At 69.7% G+C, this 22,171-nt stretch carries 17 protein-coding genes; 12 read left to right on the forward strand and 5 right to left on the reverse strand.

Annotated elements, in window-relative coordinates; all coding sequences use genetic code 11:
- Window positions 1-31 precede the first annotated feature (31 nt).
- Complete coding sequence (locus HOV91_RS23660; RefSeq protein WP_174187591.1) at window positions 32-679, reverse strand: CDP-alcohol phosphatidyltransferase family protein; 648 nt, start codon at window positions 677-679, stop codon at window positions 32-34.
- A 163-nt stretch (window positions 680-842) separates the two neighbouring features.
- On the opposite strand from HOV91_RS23660, the gene HOV91_RS23665 reads away from it, so the two are divergent.
- The 3 genes from HOV91_RS23665 to HOV91_RS23675 all read left to right on the forward strand — a co-directional run bounded on the left by HOV91_RS23665 (window position 843) and on the right by HOV91_RS23675 (window position 4,989).
- Window positions 843-2,537 carry a GMC oxidoreductase gene (locus HOV91_RS23665; protein ID WP_174187592.1) on the forward strand — a complete coding sequence of 565 codons (1,695 nt, stop codon included), beginning with the start codon at window positions 843-845 and terminating at the stop codon, window positions 2,535-2,537.
- 32 nt (window positions 2,538-2,569) lie between these two features.
- Window positions 2,570-3,967 carry a DUF2252 domain-containing protein gene (locus tag HOV91_RS23670; RefSeq protein WP_174187593.1) on the forward strand — a complete coding sequence of 466 codons (1,398 nt, stop codon included), beginning with the start codon at window positions 2,570-2,572 and terminating at the stop codon, window positions 3,965-3,967.
- Window positions 3,968-4,092: 125 nt separating this feature from the next.
- The gene (locus HOV91_RS23675; protein ID WP_174187594.1) at window positions 4,093-4,989 is read left to right on the forward strand and encodes a nuclease-related domain-containing protein; all 897 of its coding nucleotides are present in this window, start codon (window positions 4,093-4,095) and stop codon (window positions 4,987-4,989) included.
- Between the two features lie 25 nt (window positions 4,990-5,014).
- Here HOV91_RS23675 and HOV91_RS23680 read toward each other — a convergent pair whose 3' ends face one another.
- Entirely contained in the window at window positions 5,015-6,967 is a 1,953-nt protein-coding gene (locus HOV91_RS23680; protein WP_174187595.1) for an acyl-CoA dehydrogenase family protein, read from the reverse strand.
- A 103-nt stretch (window positions 6,968-7,070) separates the two neighbouring features.
- On the opposite strand from HOV91_RS23680, the gene HOV91_RS23685 reads away from it, so the two are divergent.
- The 3 genes from HOV91_RS23685 to HOV91_RS23695 are packed head-to-tail and all read left to right on the forward strand — an operon-like array spanning window position 7,071 to window position 10,284.
- Window positions 7,071-7,724, forward strand: coding sequence for a TetR/AcrR family transcriptional regulator (locus HOV91_RS23685; RefSeq protein WP_174187596.1), 654 nt, complete (start codon window positions 7,071-7,073; stop codon window positions 7,722-7,724).
- Window positions 7,724-8,653: an ABC transporter ATP-binding protein gene (locus tag HOV91_RS23690; protein ID WP_174187597.1), complete on the forward strand. Its 930-nt coding sequence runs from the start codon at window positions 7,724-7,726 to the stop codon at window positions 8,651-8,653. Before HOV91_RS23685 ends, HOV91_RS23690 begins: the two co-directional genes overlap by 1 nt.
- Window positions 8,650-10,284, forward strand: a complete 1,635-nt coding sequence (locus HOV91_RS23695; protein ID WP_174187598.1) for an ABC transporter permease — start codon at window positions 8,650-8,652, stop codon at window positions 10,282-10,284. The genes HOV91_RS23690 and HOV91_RS23695 overlap by 4 nt, the downstream gene beginning before the upstream one ends.
- Before the next feature lie 90 nt (window positions 10,285-10,374).
- Here the strand turns inward: HOV91_RS23695 and HOV91_RS23700 are convergent, their stop codons facing one another.
- Window positions 10,375-11,229: an LLM class F420-dependent oxidoreductase gene (locus tag HOV91_RS23700; protein WP_174187615.1), complete on the reverse strand. Its 855-nt coding sequence runs from the start codon at window positions 11,227-11,229 to the stop codon at window positions 10,375-10,377.
- Between the two features lie 235 nt (window positions 11,230-11,464).
- Between HOV91_RS23700 and HOV91_RS23705 the strand changes: the two genes are divergently transcribed.
- The 4 genes from HOV91_RS23705 to HOV91_RS23720 all read left to right on the forward strand — a co-directional run bounded on the left by HOV91_RS23705 (window position 11,465) and on the right by HOV91_RS23720 (window position 17,750).
- Window positions 11,465-12,889 carry a threonine/serine exporter family protein gene (locus HOV91_RS23705; protein ID WP_438822686.1) on the forward strand — a complete coding sequence of 475 codons (1,425 nt, stop codon included), beginning with the start codon at window positions 11,465-11,467 and terminating at the stop codon, window positions 12,887-12,889.
- A gap of 106 nt (window positions 12,890-12,995) precedes the next feature.
- Window positions 12,996-13,652, forward strand: coding sequence for a biliverdin-producing heme oxygenase (locus HOV91_RS23710; RefSeq protein ID WP_174187600.1), 657 nt, complete (start codon window positions 12,996-12,998; stop codon window positions 13,650-13,652).
- A gap of 85 nt (window positions 13,653-13,737) precedes the next feature.
- Window positions 13,738-15,441, forward strand: a complete 1,704-nt coding sequence (locus HOV91_RS23715) for a bifunctional metallophosphatase/5'-nucleotidase (protein ID WP_174187601.1) — start codon at window positions 13,738-13,740, stop codon at window positions 15,439-15,441.
- A 293-nt stretch (window positions 15,442-15,734) separates the two neighbouring features.
- Window positions 15,735-17,750 (forward strand): SDR family oxidoreductase, encoded by a 2,016-nt coding sequence (locus HOV91_RS23720; RefSeq protein WP_174187602.1) that lies wholly within the window; start codon window positions 15,735-15,737, stop codon window positions 17,748-17,750.
- A 64-nt stretch (window positions 17,751-17,814) separates the two neighbouring features.
- Here the strand turns inward: HOV91_RS23720 and HOV91_RS23725 are convergent, their stop codons facing one another.
- Both HOV91_RS23725 and HOV91_RS23730 read right to left on the reverse strand, forming a co-directional pair.
- Window positions 17,815-18,471 carry a cutinase family protein gene (locus tag HOV91_RS23725; protein ID WP_174187603.1) on the reverse strand — a complete coding sequence of 219 codons (657 nt, stop codon included), beginning with the start codon at window positions 18,469-18,471 and terminating at the stop codon, window positions 17,815-17,817.
- A gap of 157 nt (window positions 18,472-18,628) precedes the next feature.
- Window positions 18,629-19,633 (reverse strand): zinc-binding alcohol dehydrogenase family protein, encoded by a 1,005-nt coding sequence (locus tag HOV91_RS23730; RefSeq protein WP_174187616.1) that lies wholly within the window; start codon window positions 19,631-19,633, stop codon window positions 18,629-18,631.
- A gap of 211 nt (window positions 19,634-19,844) precedes the next feature.
- On the opposite strand from HOV91_RS23730, the gene HOV91_RS23735 reads away from it, so the two are divergent.
- Together HOV91_RS23735 and HOV91_RS23740 are read left to right on the forward strand one after the other, a co-directional pair.
- Complete coding sequence (locus HOV91_RS23735; protein ID WP_174187604.1) at window positions 19,845-20,483, forward strand: TetR/AcrR family transcriptional regulator; 639 nt, start codon at window positions 19,845-19,847, stop codon at window positions 20,481-20,483.
- Window positions 20,480-22,171, forward strand: coding sequence for an FAD-binding dehydrogenase (locus HOV91_RS23740; RefSeq protein WP_174187605.1), 1,692 nt, complete (start codon window positions 20,480-20,482; stop codon window positions 22,169-22,171). Before HOV91_RS23735 ends, HOV91_RS23740 begins: the two co-directional genes overlap by 4 nt.

Here is a 22,171-nt window from a genome sequence, read left to right on the forward strand (position 1 = left end):
TCGTTTGAACGTTGCACGCAAACTCTATCGGCTACGCCGTCCGGTGCCCCACAGCCGGTATCGCTCTTGCTACCGCGATGGCTTTGCCGGTATAGAGCACGCCGGTCCACACGTAGACCACCGTGCCCCAGATCAGCAGAGCCCCGCCGAAGGCACGCCCGAAACCGGCGGCAGCCCAGTCCATCTGCCCGGCCAGCAGCCAGGGCAGCGCGGACATCAGCGCGAAGGTGGCCGCCTTGCCCAGGTAGATCACCTCCGGCGGGGGCAGGTCGCGGCGTTTGTACACCGACAGGGTCGCGGTGAGCACGAGGTCGCGCCCGACCAGGATCGCCGCCACCCACCACGGGATCAGGCCGCGGATCACGAAGGCCGCCAGCGTCGTGACGAGATAGAGCCGGTCGACGAACGGGTCGAGCAGCGCCCCCAGCCGCGAGGACTGATCGAGCAGCCGCGCGAGCTTGCCGTCCAAGAAGTCGGTGACGCCGCTGGCGACCAGCAGCGCGAACGCCCAGCCATCGGCCCGCTCGATCAGCAGCAACCACAAGAAGAGCGGGACGCCGAGCAGGCGCAGCACGCTCAGCACGTTCGGCACGGTCAGCACGCGGTCGGCGAAGACGCCGCGTACTCCGCCGCCGGTCGCGCGTTCCTCGGGTTGCGCTGTGCCCGATTCGGTTGTCACGACCCGTGCATACCCCACCGACCCCGGTCCTCGCCATCCGCAGCGCCGATTTTCCGGATATCGGCGCGGCACGCCCGTGCGAGGATGGTGGCCGCCACAACGCAGCGGTGAAAGAATGATTGAAAATATTTCTCACCGTATGGCCGGTGAGCGAGAGGAAGTCATGTCCGCATTCGACTACGACGTGGTGGTGATCGGCTCCGGCTTCGGCGGCAGCGTCAGCGCCCTGCGGCTCACCGAGAAGGGCTACCGGGTCGGCGTCCTCGAAGCAGGCCGCCGATGGAACGCCGAGGACATCCCGCGCACGAATTGGAATGTGCGCAAATCGATCTGGGCTCCTCGCCTGGGCCTGACCGGACCACAGCGGATCAGCCTGCTCGGCAAGTGCGCCGTGTTCTCCGGCGCGGGCGTCGGCGGCGGCTCGCTCATCTACGGGAACACGCTCTATGAACCCCTGGCGAACTTCTACACCGATCGCCAGTGGGCGCACATCACCGACTGGCGGGCGGAGCTGGCGCCCTACTACGACCAGGCCAAGCGCATGCTCGGGGTCGCGCCCAACCCGCGCACCACACCGGCCGACGAGGTGATCCGGGAGATCGCCGAGGACCTCGGCGTTGCCGACACCTACCATCCCACCGACGTCGGCGTGTTCTTCAACGAGAACGACCCGGGTACCGAGGTCGACGACCCGTACTTCGGCGGGGTCGGCCCGCGCCGCACCGGCTGCGTGCACTGCGCGCGCTGCTTCACCGGCTGCCCGCACAACGCCAAGAACACCACCACCACGAACTATCTCTATCTGGCCGAGCAGGCGGGCGCGCAGGTCCACCCGCTCACCACGGCCACCGCCGTGCGGCCGCTGCCCGGCGGCGGGTACGCCGTCGACACCCAGCGATCCGACCGCTGGATCCGCAAGCAGCGCAGAATCTTCACCGCCGAGCAGGTGGTGTTCGCCGGCGCCGCGCTCGGCACCCAGAAGCTCCTGCACAAGATGCGCGACGAGGGCGTGCTGCCGCACCTGTCGCCCCGGCTGGGCGAACTGACCCGGAGCAACTCCGAGGCCATCCTCAATGTCGTCAGCCGCGCGCGCCGCGATTTCGCCGAGGGCATCGCGATCACCTCCTCGATCCATCCGGAGGCCGACACCCACGTCGAGGTGTGTCACTACGGCAAGGGACAGAACGCGCTGTTCCCGATGTCGGTGCCGATCGTGGACGGCGGCGCGTTCCGTTTCCTGCGCTTCCTGCTGGCCATGGTGGTGCACCCGCTGGTGTTCCTGCGCAGCCTGAACGCGCGGCACGCGTCGGAGAAGTCGGTGATCCTGCTGATCATGCAGTCGCTGGACAACTCGCTGACCTCCTTCCGCAGCCGCGGGCGCCTGCGCACCCGGCAGGGCACCGGTGAGCCGAACCCGACCTGGATCCCGCTGGCGCACGAGATCGGGCGGCGGTTCGGCGCGAAGGTCGACGGCGATACCCACGGACTGATCATGGACGTGTTCGACATTCCGGCCACGGCCCACTACATCGGCGGATGCGTGATCGGCGACAGCCCGCACAGCGGCGTGGTCGACCCCTACCAGCGGGTCTACGGGCATCCCGGCCTGCACGTGGCGGACGGCTCGGCGGTGAGCGCCAACCTCGGCGTGAACCCGTCGCTGACGATCACCGCGCAGGCCGAGCGCGCGATGGCGTTCTGGCCCAACCGCGACGATCCCGACACCAGGCCGGAGCTGGGCTCGGCCTACCGGCGCATCGCTGCGGTGGCTCCGGCGCACCCGGTGGTGCCCGCGGCGGCGCCCGGCGCGCTGCGGCTGCCGATCGAGCCCGCGCCGCCCCGCGTCCCGGTGGACTGAGCCGGACGCCGCACCGGCTAGCGTGAGCCGTTGTGTCAGACAGTGGTATCGACCTGCGTTCCTACGTGCCCGCCGAGCAGGTCCTCGCAGCGGGCCGCGCGCTGCGTCAGCGGACTCCCGTCATCGCGCGGGACCGGGAAGCGACCAGCGTGCGGCGGCCGGGCGTGCTCGACTACGTCGCGGCGAGCAACGCGGGACGGCTGCCGCATCTGGTACCGCTGCGGATCGGCCGGATGATCGCCTCACCGTTCACGTTCTACCGGGGCGCGGCGGGCTTGATGGCGGCCGACCTGGCAGGTGGCCCGGACAGTGGGCTCACCGCCCAGCTGTGCGGTGACGCGCACCCGGCGAACTTCGGCCTCTACGGCACCGCGCGCGGCGAGATCATCATGGACATCAACGATTTCGACGAGACCGTGGCCGGCCCGTGGGAGTGGGATCTGGAGCGCCTGGCGGCCGGCCTCGTCTTGGCGGGGCGCGAGGCGGGCGCCGCCGAGGACGAGTGCCGCACCGCGGCGCGCGACGCCGCCCGCTCCTACCGCTCGGCCGTCGACGCGCTGGCCGCGATGCCGTTCATGGCGTCCTGGAGCGCGCTGCCGGACGAGTCGGTGATCACCCAGGCCAAGGCCGACGCTCTGCTCGACGACTTCCAGAAAGCGGCCAAGAAGGCGCGCAAGAACACCAGCGCCAAGGTGGTGGCCAAGTGGACCGAGCACCTCGAAGACCACCAGACCGGTATCCGCAGGCACCGATTCGTCAGCGACCCCCCGATTCTCACCGCCGTGGACGAGCGGGTCGCGGCGGCGGTGATCGGCGGGCTGGAGCGCTACGGCGATACCCTGCACGCGTCGCGGTGCAACCTGCTGGCCCGGTTCGCGGTGTCCGACGTCGCATTCCGGATCGTCGGGACCGGGAGCGTCGGCCTGCACAGCTACTTGGCACTGCTGCACGGCAACGACGGCGAGGCGCTGGTCCTGCAAGTGAAGCAAGCCCCGCCCGCGACACTGGCCCAGTTCTTGCCGACGCGCCCCGTGCGGCACGAGGGTGAGCGAATCGTGGAGGGCGCCAGGCTCGTTCAGTCCGAATCGGACATCCTGCTCGGCTGGACCTCCCTCGACCCGGTCGGCGACGGTGCCGAATTGCCGTTCGTCGTCAGGCAATTCCGCAATCTGAAGGGCAGCATCGATCCCGCCGAGCTGCCCGCGAGCGATCTGGACGACTACGGGCGGCTGGCGGGCGCGTTGCTGGCCCGAGCCCATTCCCGCTCCCTCGATCCCCGTCTGCTGTCCGGATATCTGGACGGTGACGAGCGCTTCGAGGAGGCGGTGGCCGCTTTCGCGGTGCGTTACGCCGACCGCACCGAGACCGACCACGCCGAGCTGGCAGCGGCCGTGCGGGCGGGCCGGATCGACGCCGAGCAACCGGAGTAGCGGGTGCGCGAGCGGCCGCGGCGCCGTGGGACCGACACGCCGCAGCTCGGCGTGCGCGCGGCGAATCCGTTGCGGCACCTCGTATCCTGTCCCGTGTCGAGTGTCGACGTGAAGGGTGGTCGCCAATGCTCGTGCGAGTCCAGAACGCCGCAGGCACCAATGCCGAGCGCACGCTGATCGATTGGCTGCGTACCTGGAAGGACCCCGACAGTCCCCATGGTGTGGCGACGATCACCTGCAGCCTGTTCCACAAGGACCGGCTGCACCAGTTCGACGCCGTGATCTGGACGCCGACCAGCTGCGTGGTGATCGAGGCCGACGCGCTCGTCGCCCGTCAGGACGGTGTGCTGGAGGTCCCGCTCAACGGCGAGTGGACGATCAACGGCGAGCCGGTCGCCACCGAAAGCCGCGACCGCCGCACCCCGGTGGATAAGTCGCGCGAGCACACCTTCGCGTTGCAGGAATGGCTGGCCGCTCGTGGACTCGGACAGCGCGTCGTACACGGCGTCGCACTGCTCGTCCCGTTGCCGGGCGCGCAGCTCCAGCTCGAACAGCGATGGGCCGATCCGAGTTTCGACGTGATCATCGGCGAGGGACCCGGCCGGCTCCAGCACTACTTCGACGCGCTCGCCCAGCAGGAGAAGTTCCTCTGGACGGCCAACGACGTCGCCGTCGCGTTCCGCGGCCTGGGCATCCTGCCCTATCTCCCCGCGCCGCAGGACCTGCTCAACGAGGGCTTCCTCGGCCCGATCGACATCACGCTGTGGCACGGCGGCCCGAACCAGGCGCAGGCCGAGGCCTACGCGGAGGAACTCGCGCAGGCCGAACGGGACGCACAGGCCAACGCATTCGCCATCCGGGCGCCCTGGTACAGCCCGTGGAAGCTGTATCCGCGCGAGCGCGGCGACCTCGACTTCGGCCGCGCGGTGATGCGCACCGTCCTGGCGATCGGGATGGTCATCGCCTTCGTCTGGGCTGTGTGGTTCGTGGTCACCGCGATCACGGAGTACGGACCGGGCTGATCGGCGGCGAACCAGCGCTGCGGCGCTAGGACGGCACCGCGATCGGCTGGGCCCGGTCGAAGACGCTCGCGTCGTCGAGCATGGCCGCGCGCAGCATCGACTCCGGCACGCCCATAGCCTCGACCAGGGTCAGCGCGTGCGGACGCAACCGGTCGACCAGCTCGTTCACGCCGCGCCGGATGGCCTTCGCCCGCTCCACCGACATGAACCGGTGCATGATGTACCAGGCCTGGTTCTCCTCGATGGTGGTGTAGACGAACAGGTCGCACATCCAGTCGGCCAGTTCCCGCGCCTCCGGATCCTCGATGTCGGCGATGCCCTCGATGAACGCCTCGAGCACGAGGCGGTCGATATGCGCCGAACCCGCGGCCAGGATGTGGTCCTGGGCGTTGTTGAACGCCTCGAACGGCCCGGTGTCCTCGGCCCTGGCGCGCAGCCGGTGCGCCGCGGTGCGGACCAGGTAGTCCTCCCGATCGGCGAACAGCTGCAGCTGCACCGCCCGGCGCGAGAGGTCGCCCTCCTCGATGGGGTCGTCCCCGCGGTCCTTCAGGTTCTGGATCAGCTGACGCACGCCGGACCGCTTGCGCACCACGTCACCGGCCATGGTCGCGGCGAAGCGCACCCAGCCCAGCGCGTCCAGGTCGCGCACCTCGTCGGCGTAGGCGGTGAGCAGTTCCTTGGCCACCAGCTGGGTGAGCACGACGTTGTCGCCCTCGAAGGTGGTGAACACGTCGGTGTCGGCCTTCAACGTGACCAGCCGGTTCTCGGTGAGATAGCCCGCGCCGCCGCAGGCTTCGCGGCATTCCTGGATGGCGCGGGTGGCGTGCGCGGTCTGCGCGACCTTCAGTCCAGCGGCCCGCTTCTCCAGCGCGCGCTGCGCGCCCGCCTCCAGGTTCTGGCCGGTCTGCACCAGATGCATCCGGCGCACCAGGTCGTTCTGCGCGAAGGCGAGCGCGTAGGACTTCGCGACCAGCGGCAGCAACCGGCGCTGATGGCTGCGGTAGTCCAGCAGGACGGTCTCCACGCCGGTGTCCGGGTCGGAGAACTGACGGCGCTTCAGCGCGTAGCGAACCGCGATGCTCAGTGCCACCCGCGCCCCGGCCGCCGCGGCGCCGCCGACGCTGACCCGGCCGCGCACCAGGGTGCCGAGCGTGGTGAAGAACCGGCGGCTGGGATTCTCGATCTCGGAGCTGTAGGTACCGTCCGGGGCGACGTCGGCGTAGCGGTTGAGCAGGTTCTCCCGGGGCACGCGCACGTGGTCGAAGACGATGCGCCCGTTGTCCACGCCGGGCAGGCCGCCTTTGAGACCGTCGTCATAGGTGGTCACGCCGGGCAGGTCGGCGCCGTTCTCGTCGCGGATCGGCACCAGCAGACAGTGCACGCCCCGGTTCTCGCCGCCGGTGATCAGCTGGGCGAAAACCGCGGCCATCCGCGCGTGCTCGGCCGCGCCGCCGATGTAGTCCTTGCGCGCCGACGGCGTCGGCGAGTGCACGACGAATTCCTGCGTCCGCGGATCGTAGGTCGCCGTGGTCTCGAGGTTCGCGACGTCGCTGCCGTGGCCGGACTCGGTCATCGCGAAGCAGCCGAGCAGATCCAGGGAGATCAACCGCTCGATGTACTCCCGGTGCCGCTCGGTGCCGAGATTCTCCACCGCGCCGCCGAACAGTCCCCACTGCACGCCCGATTTCACCCACAGCGACAGGTCCGCGTACGCCAGCATCTCCAGGCTCACCACCGCGGCTCCTGGCTCGCTGGCGCCGCCGTTCTCCCTGCGGAAGCCGCGCTCGGCGAACCCCATGGTGGCGATGGCCTTCATCTGTTCGAGCACCCGAGCCCGAGCCGCTTTGTAGTCCAGGTGGGGATCGGCGGTGAACTCGTCGCCTGCCAGCAGCGTCCTGGCTTCCTGCCGGACGGCCGCCCAGGGTCCGTCGAGTGCCGCGCGTAGGTGGTCCGCCGTCGTTGCCGTGCCGCTAGTCATGTCTCGACGATAGCCCGGTACACCGGCGGCAAACCGTGACGCAGGACAAGTCGGCGACGGGGTCTTGCTAGACCGTTGAACGACTGTTTAATATACTGAACATGTGTTTAACCAACAGCCCGTTCCGCAAGGATCCCCCGAGGATCTGACCACCGCGGCGCGCATTCGCGATACCGCGATCGAGGTGTTCGGCGAGCACGGATTCCAAGTCGGGGTCCGCAAGATCGCCGCAGCCGCCGGCGTCTCCCCCGGGTTGGTCAACCATCACTTCGGTTCCAAGGACGGCCTGCGCGCCGCCTGCGACGACCGGGTGCTCCAGCTGATCCGCGACGAGAAGGTCAAGGCGATCACCGCGTCGTCGGTCAAGGCGGGCATGCTCGACGCCCTCGCCGAGATCGAGTCCTACGCGCCACTGGTCGCCTATATGGTGCGCAGCCTGCAAGCGGGCGGCCCGATGGCGGAATCACTGTTCGAGCACATGGCCGCCGATGCCGAGGGGTATCTGGAGAAGGCGGTCGAGGCGGGCACGATCAAGCCGAGTCGCGACCCGGCGGCGCGCGCCCGATATCTGATGATGCTGAACGTCGGCGCCACCATGCTGTACATGCAGATGCGCCAGCACCGCGACGAGAAGATCGACTATCGCAAGGCGATCCGCGAACTCACCGAAGAACTCACCCCACCGGCCCTGGAGTTCTACACCCAGGGACTGCTCACCGATTCCACGATCTTGGACACATTCACCAAGGAGAAGTGATGTCCGACATCATCGAAGTCCGCGACCTCCGCAAGACTTTCGGTCACGTCACCGCGCTGGACGGCCTCGACCTCACGGTCGCCGACGGCGAGATCCACGGCTTCCTCGGCCCCAACGGCGCGGGCAAGTCCACCACCATCCGGGTGCTGCTCGGCATCCTGCGCGCCACGGGAGGGCAGGCGCGACTGTTCGGCCGCGACCCGTGGGCCGACGCGGTCGCCCTGCATCGCGACTTGGCCTATGTCCCCGGCGATGTCACGCTCTGGCCGTCGCTGTCCGGCGGCGAGACCATCGACCTGCTCGCCCGGATGCGCGGCGGCATCGACGAGCGACGACGTGACGAGCTGATCGAGCGCTTCGACCTGGACCCGCGCAAGAAGGCGCGCACCTATTCCAAGGGCAACCGGCAGAAGGTCGCGCTGGTCGCCGCGCTCGCCTCGGATGCGCGACTGCTGCTGCTCGACGAGCCGACCTCGGGGTTGGATCCGCTGATGGAGCAGGTGTTCCGCGAATGCGTGCACGAGGCGCAGGAGCGCGGCGCCACGGTCCTGCTGTCGAGTCACATCCTGTCCGAGGTCGAAGTGTTGTGTGAGCGGGTGACCATCATCCGAGCGGGACGCACGGTGGAGAGCGGCTCGCTGGCGGACCTGCGTCACCTTTCCCGGACCTCGATCACCGCCGAACTGATCGGGGACGCGGGCGACCTGAGCCGCATCCCTGGCGTGGACGACATCGAATTCGACGACCACACGCTGCGCTGCCAGGTCGACAACGAGCACCTGGGTGAACTGATCCGGGTACTCGGCGATGCCGGCGTGCGCAGCCTGACCAGCACGCCGCCGACGCTCGAGGAGCTGTTCCTGCGGCATTACCACGTCGACGGCCATGCCGAGTCCACCGCGACCACCGGGGAGAAGGTGCGAGCATGACCACCGCCACCGCCGGCCGCGCGGCGGCGGCACCGGTATTCGGCGTATCCGGCGACTTCGCGGGCACCGGGCGACTGCTGCGGCTGTATCTGCGGCGCGACCGGATCGTGCTGCCGCTGTGGACGCTGCTCATCGGCATGATGCCCGCGTTCCAGGTCGTCAGCGTGAAAGATCTCTACGACAATCCGGCCTCCCTGGACAGCTTCGCGCGTACCACGGCCGACAGCCCCGCGCTGATCGCCATGTACGGTCCGGTATTCAGCTCCGCGCTGGGATCGATCGGCACCTGGAAAGCCGGCGCGATGTACACCATGATCGCCATCGCCACGGTGCTCACGGTGATCAGGCACACCAGGGTCGAGGAGGAGACCGGACGCGCGGAACTGGTGGGCGCCACCAGCATCGGACGCTACGCAGGCCTCACCGCCACCCTGATCATGACCTACTCGGGGGCGCTGCTCGCCGGGGTCGTGTGCGCCCTGTCGCTCTACGCCGTCGACCTGCCCGGCGCGGGATCGGTGGCCTTCGGCGCCGCCCTGGCGGCCTCCGGCATCGTCTGGGCGGCCGTCGCGGCGGTCGCGGCCCAGGTGAGCGCCGGTGCGCGGGTGGCGCGCGGCGTCGCGTTCAGCGCCCTGGGCGCGGCCTTCGCCCTGCGGGCCGTGGGCGACGCCGGAAACGGCGTGCTGTCCTGGTTCTCGCCGATCGGATGGTCCTTGCAGATCCGCCCGTACGCCGACGAGCGCTGGTGGGTGCTGCTCGCCCTCGGCGCCGTCGCGGTGCTGGGGACCGCTGCCGCGTACGCCCTGCTCGGCAACCGCGACGTCGGCTCGGGGCTGATCGCGGAGCGTCCTGGACCGCGCGCCGCGGCCCCGGGCTTGTCCGGCCCGCTCGGCCTGGCCTGGCGGTTGCAGCGCGGCACCCTGCTGGCCTGGACGGTCGGTTTCGCCCTGTACGGGCTGCTGATCGGCGGCGCGGTCGGCAGCGTCGGGGACATGCTCGACGGCAGTACGGCCGTGCGGGACGTGGTCACCCGGATGGGCGGCTCCCAGCAGCTGCAAGAGTCCTTCATCACCTACGCGATCACGATGCTGGCCGCGGCCGCGTCCGCCTACTCGATCTCCGCCGCGCTGCGGCTGCACGACGAGGAGTCCAGCGCGCGGGTCGAGGCCACGCTCTCCGGCGCCGTCGGCCGCGTCCGCTACGCGCTCGGCCACATCGGCTTCGCCCTGTTCGGCCCCGCGGCGGCACTGCTGGTCTCCGGTGCGGCGATCGGCATCGTCTACGGCGCCTCGGACGGTGACCTCGGTACGAAGCTCACGCAATCGATCGGCGCCGCCGCCGTGCAGGTCCCCGCGGTCTGGGTGGTCACCGGCATCGCGGTGGCCCTGTACGGGGTCGCACCGCGGTTCGCCCCGGTCGCGTGGGGTGTGCTCAGCGCCATGGTGGTGATCTTCTTCGTCGGTTCGCTGGACGGCCTGCCGCAGTGGATGGTCGATCTGGCGCCGTTCGTCCATCCGCCGAAGCTGCCCGGCGCCGAGTTCCAGGCGCGGCCGGTGCTGTGGCTGCTGGCGAGCGCGGCACTGCTGCTCGGTGTGGGCATCACCGCGTTCCGCAGGCGCGACCTGCGCTGACAATGCCCTCGGTGGCCCGCGCGAAATCCTCTCGCGCGGGCCTGTTCACCTGCGCGGGTGCGGCGCGGACGGTCAGGATCGTTCAGCGCGTCACCCGTGGTGTTCGATCCCGAGTTTCCCGGCCAATCGGGTGAGGTAGGCCCGCACGTCCTCCACCGGGCGGTCGGGCAACCCGAAAACCGCTTCGGTGACGCCGGCCTGTGCCCAGCGGGCCAGCTGTTCGGCGTCGTGGCGACCGGCGAGCGCGACCACCTCGGGGGTGTCCGCGCGCTCGTGCTCGCGCCACACCCGACGCAGCAGGTCGATCTTCTGGTCCAGGCCGTCCTCGGTCGGCGTGGTGATCCAGCCGTCGGCGTGCTCGGCCAGCCAGGTGAAGTTCTTCTCGGTGCCCGCCGCCCCGAGCAGGACCGGAATGCGTTTCCGCACCGGCTTCGGCCAGGACCAGCTGGGGCCGAAGCTGACGAACTCGCCGTCGAAGCCTGCCTCCTCCTCGGTCCAGAGCACGCGCATCGCCTCCAGATGCTCGCGCAGCACGGTCCTGCGCTTGCCCGCGGGCACCCCGTGGTGGGCCAATTCGTCGGTGTTCCAGCCGAATCCGACACCGAGGCTGACCCGGCCGCCGGACAGGTGGTCCAGCGAGGCGATGGTCTTGGCCAGCGTGATCGGATGATGTTCGGCGGGCAGTGCCACCGCGGTGGACAACCCGATGCGCTCGGTCACGGACGCCGCGGTGGCGAGCGCGACCCACGGGTCGAGGGTTCGCAGGTAGCGGTCGTCGGGCAGGCTGGCGTCCCCGGTGCGCGGATGCGCCGCCGCGCGGACCACCGGGATGTGGGTGTGCTCGGGCACGTAGAACGTGTCGAAACCGGCACGTTCGGCGGCCACCGCCGCATCAGCGGGGGTGATGCCCCGATCGCTGGTGAACAACACGATTCCGTACCGCACCGTACGCGCTCCCATCGCCGAAATTAGAACAAGTTCTACCACGATTCGCCGGTCCGACCAAGGGGGCGGAGCAGGACCGGCACGCCCGCGACGACCCGCACGGATGCCGAGAGGTCATCGGATGACTAGGTTCGCGTCCATGGGTCCTGACGCATCTTCCGTAGGCGATGTCACCACCGCACGGGTGGATCACCTCGGCTGGCGTCGCGGGCTTCGCCTGCGGCGCGCCCGGCCGATCCCCGTCGTCAGCCATGCCGTCGGCCTGCTGGTCGCGGACCGGCAGGCGACCGCGGACACCATCGTCGCCGCGCCCACGCCCTTGCAGCCGATCGATCTCACCGACGACGCCCGGGTCGCCGAAGTGCTCGATCTCGCGGTCCGGGTCGGCGAGGTGGTGCTGGCCTCCGGCACCGGCGTGGTCGACACCACGACAACGGTGCGGTTCATCGCCGCCACCTACGGACTGTCGCGCTGCAGCATCGATGTCACCTACGACGCCATTCGCATCTGGGCCGACCGCGGGCCCGCGCTGCCACCGGCCAGCACCATGCGGATCGTGCACTACCGCGCGCTCGACTTCACCCGGCTGGCCGCCGTCGACCGGCTGACCCGCCGGATCCGCAACGAAGTGGTCCCGCCGGAGCAGGCCCGCGCCGCGCTCGACGCGATCACCTCGGCGCCGCATCCGTACCACCGGTGGACCGCCACCGCCGCGTGGTCGCTGATGGCGGCGGCGATCGCCGCGCTGCTTGGCGCGGGCGCCGTGGTTGCCGCGGTCAGTTTCGCGACCACCGCGGCGATCGACCGCACCAATCGCGTCCTCAACCGCTACGGGCTGCCGTTCTTCTTCCAGCACATGGTGGGCGGGGCGATCGCGGCGATTCCGGCCGTTCTGCTGGCGAGCCTGGCCGCCAAGTTGCGGATCGATGTCGACCCGACGCTGATCATCGCGGCCGGGATCACCGTGCTGCTCAGTGGGTTACAGCTGGTCGGTTCGGTACAGGACGCGATAACCGGCGCGCCCATCACCGCCACGGCCCGCATGCTCGAGGTGATGATGATGACCGGCGGCATCATCGCGGGCATCGCGCTCACCCTGCGCATCGCCGATCTCCTCGACGCCACCGTGCCACCGGTCTATCTGACCTCCGCTCGCGACATCACCGACCTGCCGGTGAAGATCCTCGCCGGCGCGGTCGCCGCCCTGGCGTTCGCGCTGGCCTGCTACGCCGAACGCCGGGCACTGGCCGCGGCCGCAGGCAGCGGCGCCGCGGGCATCATCTGCTTCCTGCTCGTCCAGCAGGCCGGTTTCGGTCCGGTGATCTCCTCCGGCGTCGCCGCGACGCTGGTCGGCCTGGCCGGTGGCCTGATGGCCCGGCGCGCGCTGACTCCCCCGCTGGTCGTCGCCGTCGCTGGCATCACCCCGCTGCTTCCCGGTCTGAAGGTCTACCGGGGTCTTTACGCCCTGCTCAACGACGAACTGCTGATCGGGGGCAACCAGCTGCTGTCGGCCGTCGGCATCGGCTGCGCGCTGGCGGCCGGGGTCACCCTGGGCGAGTGGTGTGACCGCACCGTGCGCAGGCCGCGGATCCTGCGCCGGTTCGGCTCGCTGCGCCGCCCGATCGTGCGGCGTCGCCGCCGCTCGGCGCCCGTCCGCTGAGCCGCGAGGTGCATGCGCGCCGATCGCCCGCCCGGTACCCTCTTATCGAACTGGTCAGGGCGGCCCGATTCGGCGGCGGCCCCGGTTGAGGTGAGGTGGTTCGGACATGTCGGAGGCAGTACCGTTCTCGACGCAGATCCGCACCGCCACCGCGCACCAGCATGCGGAGGCGGAGAACTCCCGCTTCATGAGCGACATGCTCGGCGGCTCGCTCGGCGTGGATTCCTACCACCGGTACACCGGACAGCTCTGGTTCATCTACCGCGCGCTCGAACGGCGCTGGGGAGCACTGGCCGACGATCCGGTCGCCGGGCCGTTCATCCGCCCCGAGCTCGCCCGCACCGCGGAGCTCGAACGCGACCTCGCGCACCTCATCGGTTCCGACTGGCGTTCCGGCCTGGAACCGCTGCCCGCCACCGCGGCCTACGCCGAACGCATCGATGAGTGCGCGCGCGACTGGCCCGCCGGGTACATCGCCCACCACTACACCCGCTACCTCGGCGACCTGTCCGGCGGCCAGGTCATCCGCGGCACCGCCGAAAAGCTGTGGAATTTGCCGCACCGCGGCGACGGCGTCCGCTTCTACGTCTTCGACGGCGTCGGCAATCCCGCGGCGTTCAAGCGCGAATACCGCAGCCTGCTCGATCGCCTGCCGCTCGACGATCTGGAACGCCGCCGCGTGCTCGACGAGGGCCGGCGCGCGTTCGCGATGAACACCGCGGTTTTCGAGGAGCTCGCCGAGGAATTCCCGGCCGCTCAGTAGCCGCGTCACGCGCGGCGCATCGGATTGCGGCGCGTGGCATTTCGCCTGTCGTGCGCGATCGCAGGGGACATGGGACAGTCATGACATGAGAGCGCGCCGTCGCATCGCCGTTGTTCTTGCCGGTCTGTTGGCTGCCGGTCTGGTGGGGGGTTGTGGTACCACGTCCGACCCCGGCGCCGGTCCCGGCTCGTCCACGGCGGCCCAGATCGTCCCGTTGATCTCCACGAACGACCTCCGTCCGGCCCAGCCCGACGAGGTGCACCTGTTCGGCTTCAACGACTTCCACGGGCACCTGCAGCCGCCCGGCGGGTCCAACGGGAAGATCGCCGGGCACGACGCGGGCGGCGCCGCGTATCTCGCCACCCATCTGGCACGGCTGAAGGCCGCGTATCCGGCCAGCGCCGTGCTCGCCGCCGGCGACAACATCGGGGCCAGCCCCTTGGTCTCCGGGCTGTTCCACGACGAGCCGACGATCACCTTCCTGAACAACGTCGCGGTGGCCGCGTCGGCGGCAGGCAACCACGAGTTCGACGAGGGCGTACGGGAATTGGCGCGCCTGCAGCAAGGCGGATGCGCGCACGACGGATGTTCCCCCGGCGCCCCGTTCACCGGCGCGAAGTTCCCGTACCTGGCGGCGAACGTCGCCGACGCACAGGGCAACCTTCCGCCCGCGCTGCGCCCGTGGACCCTGCTGGAGGTGGGCGGGCACCGGATCGGCGTGATCGGCACGGTCACGCCGGACACAGCGAATATCGTGCTGCCCGAGGGCATCCGGGGTTATCACTTCGGCGACCAGGCCGCCGCGATCAACCGCTACGTGCCGGAGATGAAGGCGGCGGGCGCCGAGGCGATCGTGGCGCTGGTGCACGACGGCGGCGGCCAGCGGCCCGAACGGGACGCACCGCTGGACTACAACGGATGCGCGAACGTCACCCCGAACGTGAGCGGGCTTGCCGAGCGGGTGGACCCCGCCGTCCGGGCGGTGTTCACCGCCCACAGTCACCAGCCCTACGTCTGCACCATCGGCGGCAAAGTGATCACCCAGGCAGCCTCGTACGGACGGCTCATCACCGACGTCACGCTGCGTTTCGGCGGCGACGGCGTGCAAGCCTCCGCGGTCAACCGGGTGGTCACCCGCGAGGTGACGCCCGATGCCCCGACCACCGCGCTGATCGATTTCTTCGCCGAGCAGTCCCGGCCTCGCGCGGGCCGCGTGGTAGGCGCGACAGCGGACGTCCTGCCGCACGATCCGGGCCCGGCGGGCACCTCGCCGCTGGGCGACGTGATCGCCGATTCCATGCTTTCGGTCACCGCCGGCCCGTCCGCCGCCGTGGCCGCCTTCATGAATCCCGGCGGTGTGCGCGCCGACCTGAAGCAGGGGCCGATCACCTACGGCGACCTCTTCACCGTCCAGCCGTTCGGCAACCAGGTCGTCACGCTCACGCTCACCGGCAGCCAGATCCTGCATCTGCTGGAACAGCAGTGGAACACCCCCGGCAAAACGACGATCCTGTCACCGGCCGGCATCACCTATGCGTACTCCGAGACCGCCCCGCCCGGCGCGAAGGTGATCGCGGACAGTGTCCGTGTCGCAGGCGCACCGCTCAATCCCGTCGCGACCTATCGCGTCACGACCAACAGCTTCCTCGCGTCCGGGGGCGACGGCTTCACCGTCTTCACCGAGGGCACCGAGACCGCGGCGGGTCCGAGCGATCTGGACGCGTTCGAGACGTTCCTGCGCGACAAGCCCCCGTTGCAGGCGCCGCCCGCCCGCATCGAGAAGAAGTAGCGGAAGCTGTCAAGTTGCTGGACACTCGACCAGAATGCGGGTAACTGGAAATCTTTGTAACACATACCGTTTGACCTGCACGGATGGGTGATCAGCCCCACAGGACGAACGGGCCATGATCGCTTGCCGGTCTCGCGCGCCCTCGATTACTCTTCAGTAATAAGTCAGGACGAAGGAGTTCCTACTTTCGGCCCGACGTACGTCGCTGGGGGCCGAATCACGCTGTCCGCATCCATTGCCGCATGCCGGATGACTTGTGCGACAACATGGTTCGAGAACAGCAGGAGAGTGCGATGGCCACTTACATCGTGACCGGTGGAACCGGATTCTTGGGCAGGCGGGTCGTGCAGGACCTCCTGGATCGCGACGCCGAGGCGATCGTCCACGTGCTGGTGCGTGAGACGTCACTGGCGAAGTTCACCGACATCGCGGCGGGCTGGCGCGGCGCCGAGCGGGTCTTCGCGCTGATCGGCGATCTCACCGCCGAGGGCCTCGGACTGGCCTGCGAGGCTCCGCGGGCCGACCACGTGGTCCATCTAGGCGCCGTCTACGACATGACCGCCGACGAGGACACCGCGCACGCCGCGAACGTCACCGGCACGCGCTCGGTGCTGGACCTGGCCCGCGAACTGGGCGCGGTGCTGCACCACGTCTCCTCGGTGGCGGTGGCCGGTGACCACAAAGGCAAGTTCTTCGAGGAGGACTTCGACCTCGGACAGCAGCTGACCTCGCCGTATCACCGCACCAAGTTCGCCGCCGAGAAGCTCGTGCGCGAATCGCGCGGCGTGCGCTGGCGGGTCTATCGGCCCGCGATCATCGTGGGCGATTCCCGCACCGGCGAGATGGACAAGATCGACGGCCCCTACTACTTCTTCGGCGCGATCGCCAGGCTCGGCACACTGCCGTCCGATCTGCCGTTGCCGCTGCCCGATCTCGGCGCGACGAATATCGTTCCGGTCGACTACGTCTCGGCCGCCATGGCGGAACTGATCCGCCGCCCCGGCCTGGACGGACGCACCTTCCACCTGGTCAACCCGGAGCCCCAGCCGTTCGGCGAGGTGTACGGCGCGCTCGCCGCCGCGGCCGGTGCGCCGACCGGCGTGGGCACGCTGCCGGGCAGCGGGCTGGCGCTCAGCGGCCTCGCACTCATCCCCGGAGTCGCCACCGTGCGCGATTTCCTGCTCGAACAGCTCGGCATCCCGGCCGAAGTCGCTCCGCACACCTCGTTCTCCGCGGAGTTCATCAGCGACTCCACTCGCGCCCAGCTGCGCAGCAGCGGTCTGACCGTGCCGTCGTTCGACAGCTACGCCGAGAAGCTGTGGCTGTACTGGCGCGACCACCTCGACCCGCAGCGCGGACGCGTCACCATCACCGGTGACCCGCTGGCCGGCCGGGTCGTGCTGATCACGGGCGCGTCCTCCGGGATCGGTCTGGCCACCGCGCACGCCGTCGCCCGGCGCGGCGCCACGGTGCTGATGGTCGCGCGCGGGCACGACGACTTGGCGACCGCGGCCGAAGCCGTGCGCGCCGAAGGCGGTGTCGCGCATACCTATCCGTGCGACATCACCGACTCCGAGGCCGTCGAGAAGCTCGTGCAGTGCGTCCTCGACGACCACGGCCACGTCGACTACCTGGTGAACAACGCGGGCCGCTCGATCCGCCGCTCCGTGCTCAACTCCACCGATCGCATGCACGATTTCGAGCGCACCATGGCGGTGAACTACTTCGGCGCGGTCCGGCTCATCCTGGGTCTGCTGCCGTCGATGCGGGCGCGCCGCTTCGGGCACGTGGTGAACATCTCCTCGATCGCGGTGCAGACCAAGGTGCCCCGGTTCGCCGCCTATGTGGCGAGCAAATCGGCACTGGACAACTTCAGCGAGATCGCGGCGGTGGAGAACCGGGACGCCGGAATCACCTTCACCTCGGTGCGGATGCCGCTGGTGCGGACCCCGATGATCGCGCCGACCGATCTGTACCGCGCCCTCCCCGTACCGGATCCGGAGCAGGCCGCCGCCATCGTGGTCCGCGCGCTGGAGGACCGCCCCGATCGCATCGACACGCCGGTCGGCACCTTCGCCCAGGCGGTCGAGTTGCTGATGCCGTCGGTCAAGCGCCAGATCATGCACCAGGGCTTCCGCCTGTTCGGGGAATCTCGCGCCGCGCGCGGTGACTCGGACCGCCGTCCGGCCGATGAGCAGGCACCCCGCCGCGGCGCGCTGTCCGCGCTGGCCCCGGTCGTCATGCCGCTCATGGCGTTGCCCGCCCCCGCGGCGCGCGTCGCCCGCGTCGTTCCGGGCCTGCACTGGTAGGGAACGGAAACGGTGGGGCCGACCACGGGTCGGCCCCACCGCGCGGATTCCTGGTTCCGCGATGTCACACCCGGTACACCGTGAACTCGACGGCCGGCCACATGGCCCACCGGTAATCGGTGTGTGCGGCGGGACGGATGCCGCCCTCGCACACCGGATCACCATTGGCGCAGTAGTTTCCGGTCCGCCAGGCGAAGCGGTCCGGCACATTCCAGCCGAGCAACCGGATCGGATCGCCGAACAGCAGCACCGCGGCCACCCGGGATTCCAGGTCCGCGGGCAGCGAGCGGATGCCGCCGAACGCGGTCGCGATGCCAGTGCCGAGCACTCCGTGGGTGACGACCGCCCCTTGGGAGAAGCCGACCAGGATGAACCGCTGGTGCGGGCACCGCGCCGCTTGCCACATCAGATGGGCGGTCATGTCCTGGGTGCCGCGGCTGATCGAGGCCGGATCGAGCAGGTCGGCCGGGTAGTCCACCCGGTACGCCTGCGCGTCGATCGGAAGCGCTTGCCACAACTGGTCATAGAGCGGGTCGCCCACCACCGAGCCCAGATACCCGGGTTCGTGGGTGCCTCTCGCGACGACGACATCGACCGCCGCACAGGACGTCGCCCATGCCTGCAATCCCGTCGCCGCCCCGAATCCCGCGACGAGCAGTAGCACGGCGAACGCCCTTACCACACGCCACTTCTCGAAATGAATTACCTTCCGGTTGGCCATCGTACTCACCTACTCACGCCGTTGTGAGACAGCCGATCGACACTTGTCAGTGACAATTACTCGGCTATATCCGCGAAGGTAAGAACGGCTCCCGGGGCCGTCAAGGAACTCCATCCGACCGATACGGAGTCAGCGCCGAATCGTGTTCTGCGGGCGCCTACGGTACGAGAACCGCTGCGCCGGTGAATCGACCGTGCGCGAGATCGACCAGCGCCCGATCGGCCATGTCCAGGGAGTACCCGTGCGTGGTCAGATGTATCCGGTGTTCGCTCGCGAAAGCCAGGAATTCACGCGCGTCCGCCCGGGTATTCGCGGTCACCGAGCGAATCTCCTTCTCCTGGAAAAGATGCCGCTGGTAATTCAACGCGGGAATATCGCTGAGATGGATGCCGGCGACGGCGAGGACCCCGCCCCGATCGAGCGCCGCCATGGCAGGCGGAACCAGTGCGCCGACCGGTGCGAACAGGATCGCCGAATCCAGCGGCACCGGAGGCGGATCCGCCGCGCCCCGCACCGACGCGGCCCCGAGCGCGGACGCGAGTTCCCGCGCGGCGGGATCGCGGGTCATCACATGGACCTCCGCGCCCTGCGCGACGGCTACCTGAGCGGCGATGTGGGCGCTGCCGCCGAAGCCGTAGATGCCGAGCCGCCCGCCCGGCGGCACGTCGGCCCGCCGCAGCGCCCGGTATCCGATGATGCCCGCGCACAGCAGCGGAGCGGTGTCGGCATCGGTGTAACCGGCGGGCAGGCGCAGCGCGTATCCCGCCGGCACGCAGGCGAATTCGGCGTACCCGCCGTCGGCGTCCCAGCCTGTGTAGGCCGAACGCGGACAGAGATTCTCCGCCCCGCGCAGGCAGAATTCGCACTCCCCGCACGTGTGGCGCAGCCAGGCGATGCCCACCCTGTCCCCGACCGCGAAACCCTCCCGCCGCACCGCTTGCCCGACCGCGACGACCTCGCCGACCACCTCGTGCCCTGGCACCACTCCGGCGCGATGTACCGGAAGATCGCCCTCGGCGACATGCAAGTCGGTCCGGCATACGCCGCAGGCGAGGACACGCACCATCAGGTCCCCTGGACCGGGTTCCGGCAGCGGCGCGCGCTCCGCGTGCAACGGGCCGCCCTCGATCGGGCCCGGCCTGCGCACCCGCCAGCACCGCATCGAAGTCGTACCGCCGAATGCCTCGCTCATCGCCGGATCACCTCGCACCGATCGAAACGACACGGATGGGGCGGCCCGGCCGCGCCGAGTGCGCCCGATTCAGGCTACTCGGCGCATTCGGCCGCGGTGGGCGACAACGTCTGATACGTTTCTGTATCCAGTACATTTGTGTATCCGATGATCGGTCGAGACCGAGGCGAGGAGGTGCCCGATGACGTCCGACGCCGTGCAGGCCGCGCCCGCCCGGGTCACCCGCCGCCGCGCCGAGACCAGGAACCGGCTGTTGAAGGCCGCCTACGAGGCGTTCGCCGAAGAGGGCTTCGGGCGGGCCACCGTGGAGCGGGTGTGTGAACGCGCCGGATTCACCCGCGGGGCGTTCTACTCGAATTTCAGCTCGCTGGACGAGTTGTTCCTCGCCATGTGGGAGCAGCGCTCGTCGGCGATGCTCATCCAGGCGAGCGCGATCCTCGACGACATCGCCGCCGAGGGGACCGATGACGTGCGCACGGCCGTCGAGCGACTGGAGCGCGCGGTCCCGGTCGACGAGGGCTGGTACCGGATCACCGCCGAATTCACCGCGCACGCCCTGCGCACCCCCGCGCTGCGCCGGGTGATGGCCGCCCGGGAGGAGGCCATCGTGGCGGCGCTCATGCCCACCATCGTCGCCGCGCTCGCGCGCGGCGGCCGCACCGTGCCGGACCCCGAGGCGTTCGGCCAAGCGCTCATCGCCGTGCACGACGGCACCAGCGTGCAGGTCCTGATGGAGCCCGGCAGCCGCGCCGTGCGCGAGCGGCGCACCGAACTCTTCCACCACGTCGTGCTGGCCTACAGCACCGCAACCGAAGGATGAACATGTCCCACAGCAGCCCCGAGGTTTCGCCGGAGGCGGACGTCCTCGTCATCGGCGCCGGGCTGGCCGGCCTGGTCGCCACGCACGAGCTGGTCAAGGCGGGTCGCACGGTGCACGTGCTGGACCAGGAGAACCGCAACAACCTGGGCGGTCAGGCGTTTTGGTCGCTGGGCGGGCTGTTCTTCGTCGACAGTCCGGAGCAGCGCCGCCTCGGCATCAAGGACTCCTACGATCTCGCCCTGCAGGACTGGCTCGGCTCGGCCGGGTTCGACCGCGACGACGAGGACAAGTGGGCCAGGCAGTGGGCGCAGGCGTACGTGCGCTTCGCGGCCACCGAGAAGCGGGACTATCTGCGCGCGCTCGGCCTGCGCGTGACCCCGCTGGTCGGGTGGGCCGAACGCGGCGGCGACCGGGCCGACGGGCACGGCAATTCGGTGCCGCGTTTCCACCTCACCTGGGGCACCGGCCCCGAAGTGGTCCGGGTTTTCGCCGAGCCGGTGCTCGAGGGCGAGCGGCGCGGTCTGGTTCGTTTCGGTTTCCGCCATAGAGTGGACGAATTGATCGTGGTGGACGACGCCGTCGTCGGCGTGCGCGGCACCGTGCTCGAGGACACCGATCTCGACCGTGGCCGCGCCTCCTCCCGTACCGCCGTCGGCGAGTTCGAATTCCGCGCCAAGGCCGTGATCGTGGCGTCCGGCGGGATCGGCCACAACCACGACATGATCCGGCGCAACTGGCCCACCGAACGACTCGGCCCGTGCCCGAAGACGCTGATCTCCGGCGTGCCCGCGCACGTCGACGGCCGGATGCTCGGCATCACCGAGACGGCGGGCGGCGCGATCGTCAACCGGGACCGCATGTGGCACTACACCGAGGGCATCGTCAACTGGGATCCGATCTGGCCCGACCACGCCATCCGGATCATCCCCGGTCCGTCCTCGCTGTGGTTCGACGCGAACGGAAAACGGCTGCCCGCGCCGTGCTTTCCCGGATTCGACACCAACACGACGATGAAGGCGATCCTGAAGACCGGCTACGACTACTCCTGGTTCGTGCTCACCCAGTCGATCATCGAGAAGGAGTTCGCGCTGTCGGGCTCCGAGCAGAACCCGGACATCACCGGCAAGGATCTCAAGCTCACCCTGAAGAGCCGGGTCGCCAAGGGCGCGCCCGGTCCGGTCGAGGCGTTCAAACAGCACGGTGTCGACTTCGTCGTCGCGGACACGCTGCGTGAACTGGTCGAGGGCATGAACAAGATCGCGCGCGGTCCCCAGCTCGACTACGACGACCTGGAACGCCAGATCGTCGCCAGGGACCGGGAACTGGGGAACAAGTACAGCAAGGACAGCCAGCTGATGGCGATCGACAACGCACGTCGGTACATCGGCGACAAAGCGGGCCGGGTCGCCAAACCACACCGGATTCTCGACCCGGCCGCCGGTCCGCTGATCGCCGTGCGGTTGAACATCCTCACCCGCAAGACCCTGGGCGGTTTGCAGACCGACCTGGATTCCCAGGTGATCCGGCCGGACGGCACCGCGTTCCCCGGCCTGTACGCCGCGGGCGAGGTGGCCGGATTCGGCGGCGGTGGCGTGCACGGGTACAACGCGCTGGAAGGCACTTTCCTCGGCGGGTGCATCTTCTCGGGCCGGGCTGCCGGGCGAGCGCTCGCCGCGAAACTCGCCTGA

The sequence above is a fragment of the Nocardia barduliensis genome, from assembly GCF_013315795.1.
GTDB classification, from domain to species: Bacteria; Actinomycetota; Actinomycetes; order Mycobacteriales; family Mycobacteriaceae; genus Nocardia; species Nocardia barduliensis.

What these genes read in the sequence shown, in the direction of transcription:
- HOV91_RS23710 (WP_174187600.1), top strand. Translation starts at nt 12,996, where the DNA reads ATGTCGGAGGCAGTACCGTTCTCGACGCAGATCCGCACCGCCACCGCG.
- HOV91_RS23720 (WP_174187602.1), top strand. Translation starts at nt 15,735, where the DNA reads ATGGCCACTTACATCGTGACCGGTGGAACCGGATTCTTGGGCAGGCGG.
- HOV91_RS23690 (WP_174187597.1), top strand. Translation starts at nt 7,724, where the DNA reads ATGTCCGACATCATCGAAGTCCGCGACCTCCGCAAGACTTTCGGTCAC.
- HOV91_RS23735 (WP_174187604.1), top strand. Translation starts at nt 19,845, where the DNA reads ATGACGTCCGACGCCGTGCAGGCCGCGCCCGCCCGGGTCACCCGCCGC.
- HOV91_RS23725 (WP_174187603.1), bottom strand. Translation starts at nt 18,471, where the DNA reads ATGGCCAACCGGAAGGTAATTCATTTCGAGAAGTGGCGTGTGGTAAGG.
- HOV91_RS23730 (WP_174187616.1), bottom strand. Translation starts at nt 19,633, where the DNA reads ATGCGGTGCTGGCGGGTGCGCAGGCCGGGCCCGATCGAGGGCGGCCCG.
- HOV91_RS23740 (WP_174187605.1), top strand. Translation starts at nt 20,480, where the DNA reads ATGAACATGTCCCACAGCAGCCCCGAGGTTTCGCCGGAGGCGGACGTC.
- HOV91_RS23665 (WP_174187592.1), top strand. Translation starts at nt 843, where the DNA reads ATGTCCGCATTCGACTACGACGTGGTGGTGATCGGCTCCGGCTTCGGC.
- HOV91_RS23675 (WP_174187594.1), top strand. Translation starts at nt 4,093, where the DNA reads ATGCTCGTGCGAGTCCAGAACGCCGCAGGCACCAATGCCGAGCGCACG.
- HOV91_RS23695 (WP_174187598.1), top strand. Translation starts at nt 8,650, where the DNA reads ATGACCACCGCCACCGCCGGCCGCGCGGCGGCGGCACCGGTATTCGGC.
- HOV91_RS23715 (WP_174187601.1), top strand. Translation starts at nt 13,738, where the DNA reads ATGAGAGCGCGCCGTCGCATCGCCGTTGTTCTTGCCGGTCTGTTGGCT.
- HOV91_RS23680 (WP_174187595.1), bottom strand. Translation starts at nt 6,967, where the DNA reads ATGACTAGCGGCACGGCAACGACGGCGGACCACCTACGCGCGGCACTC.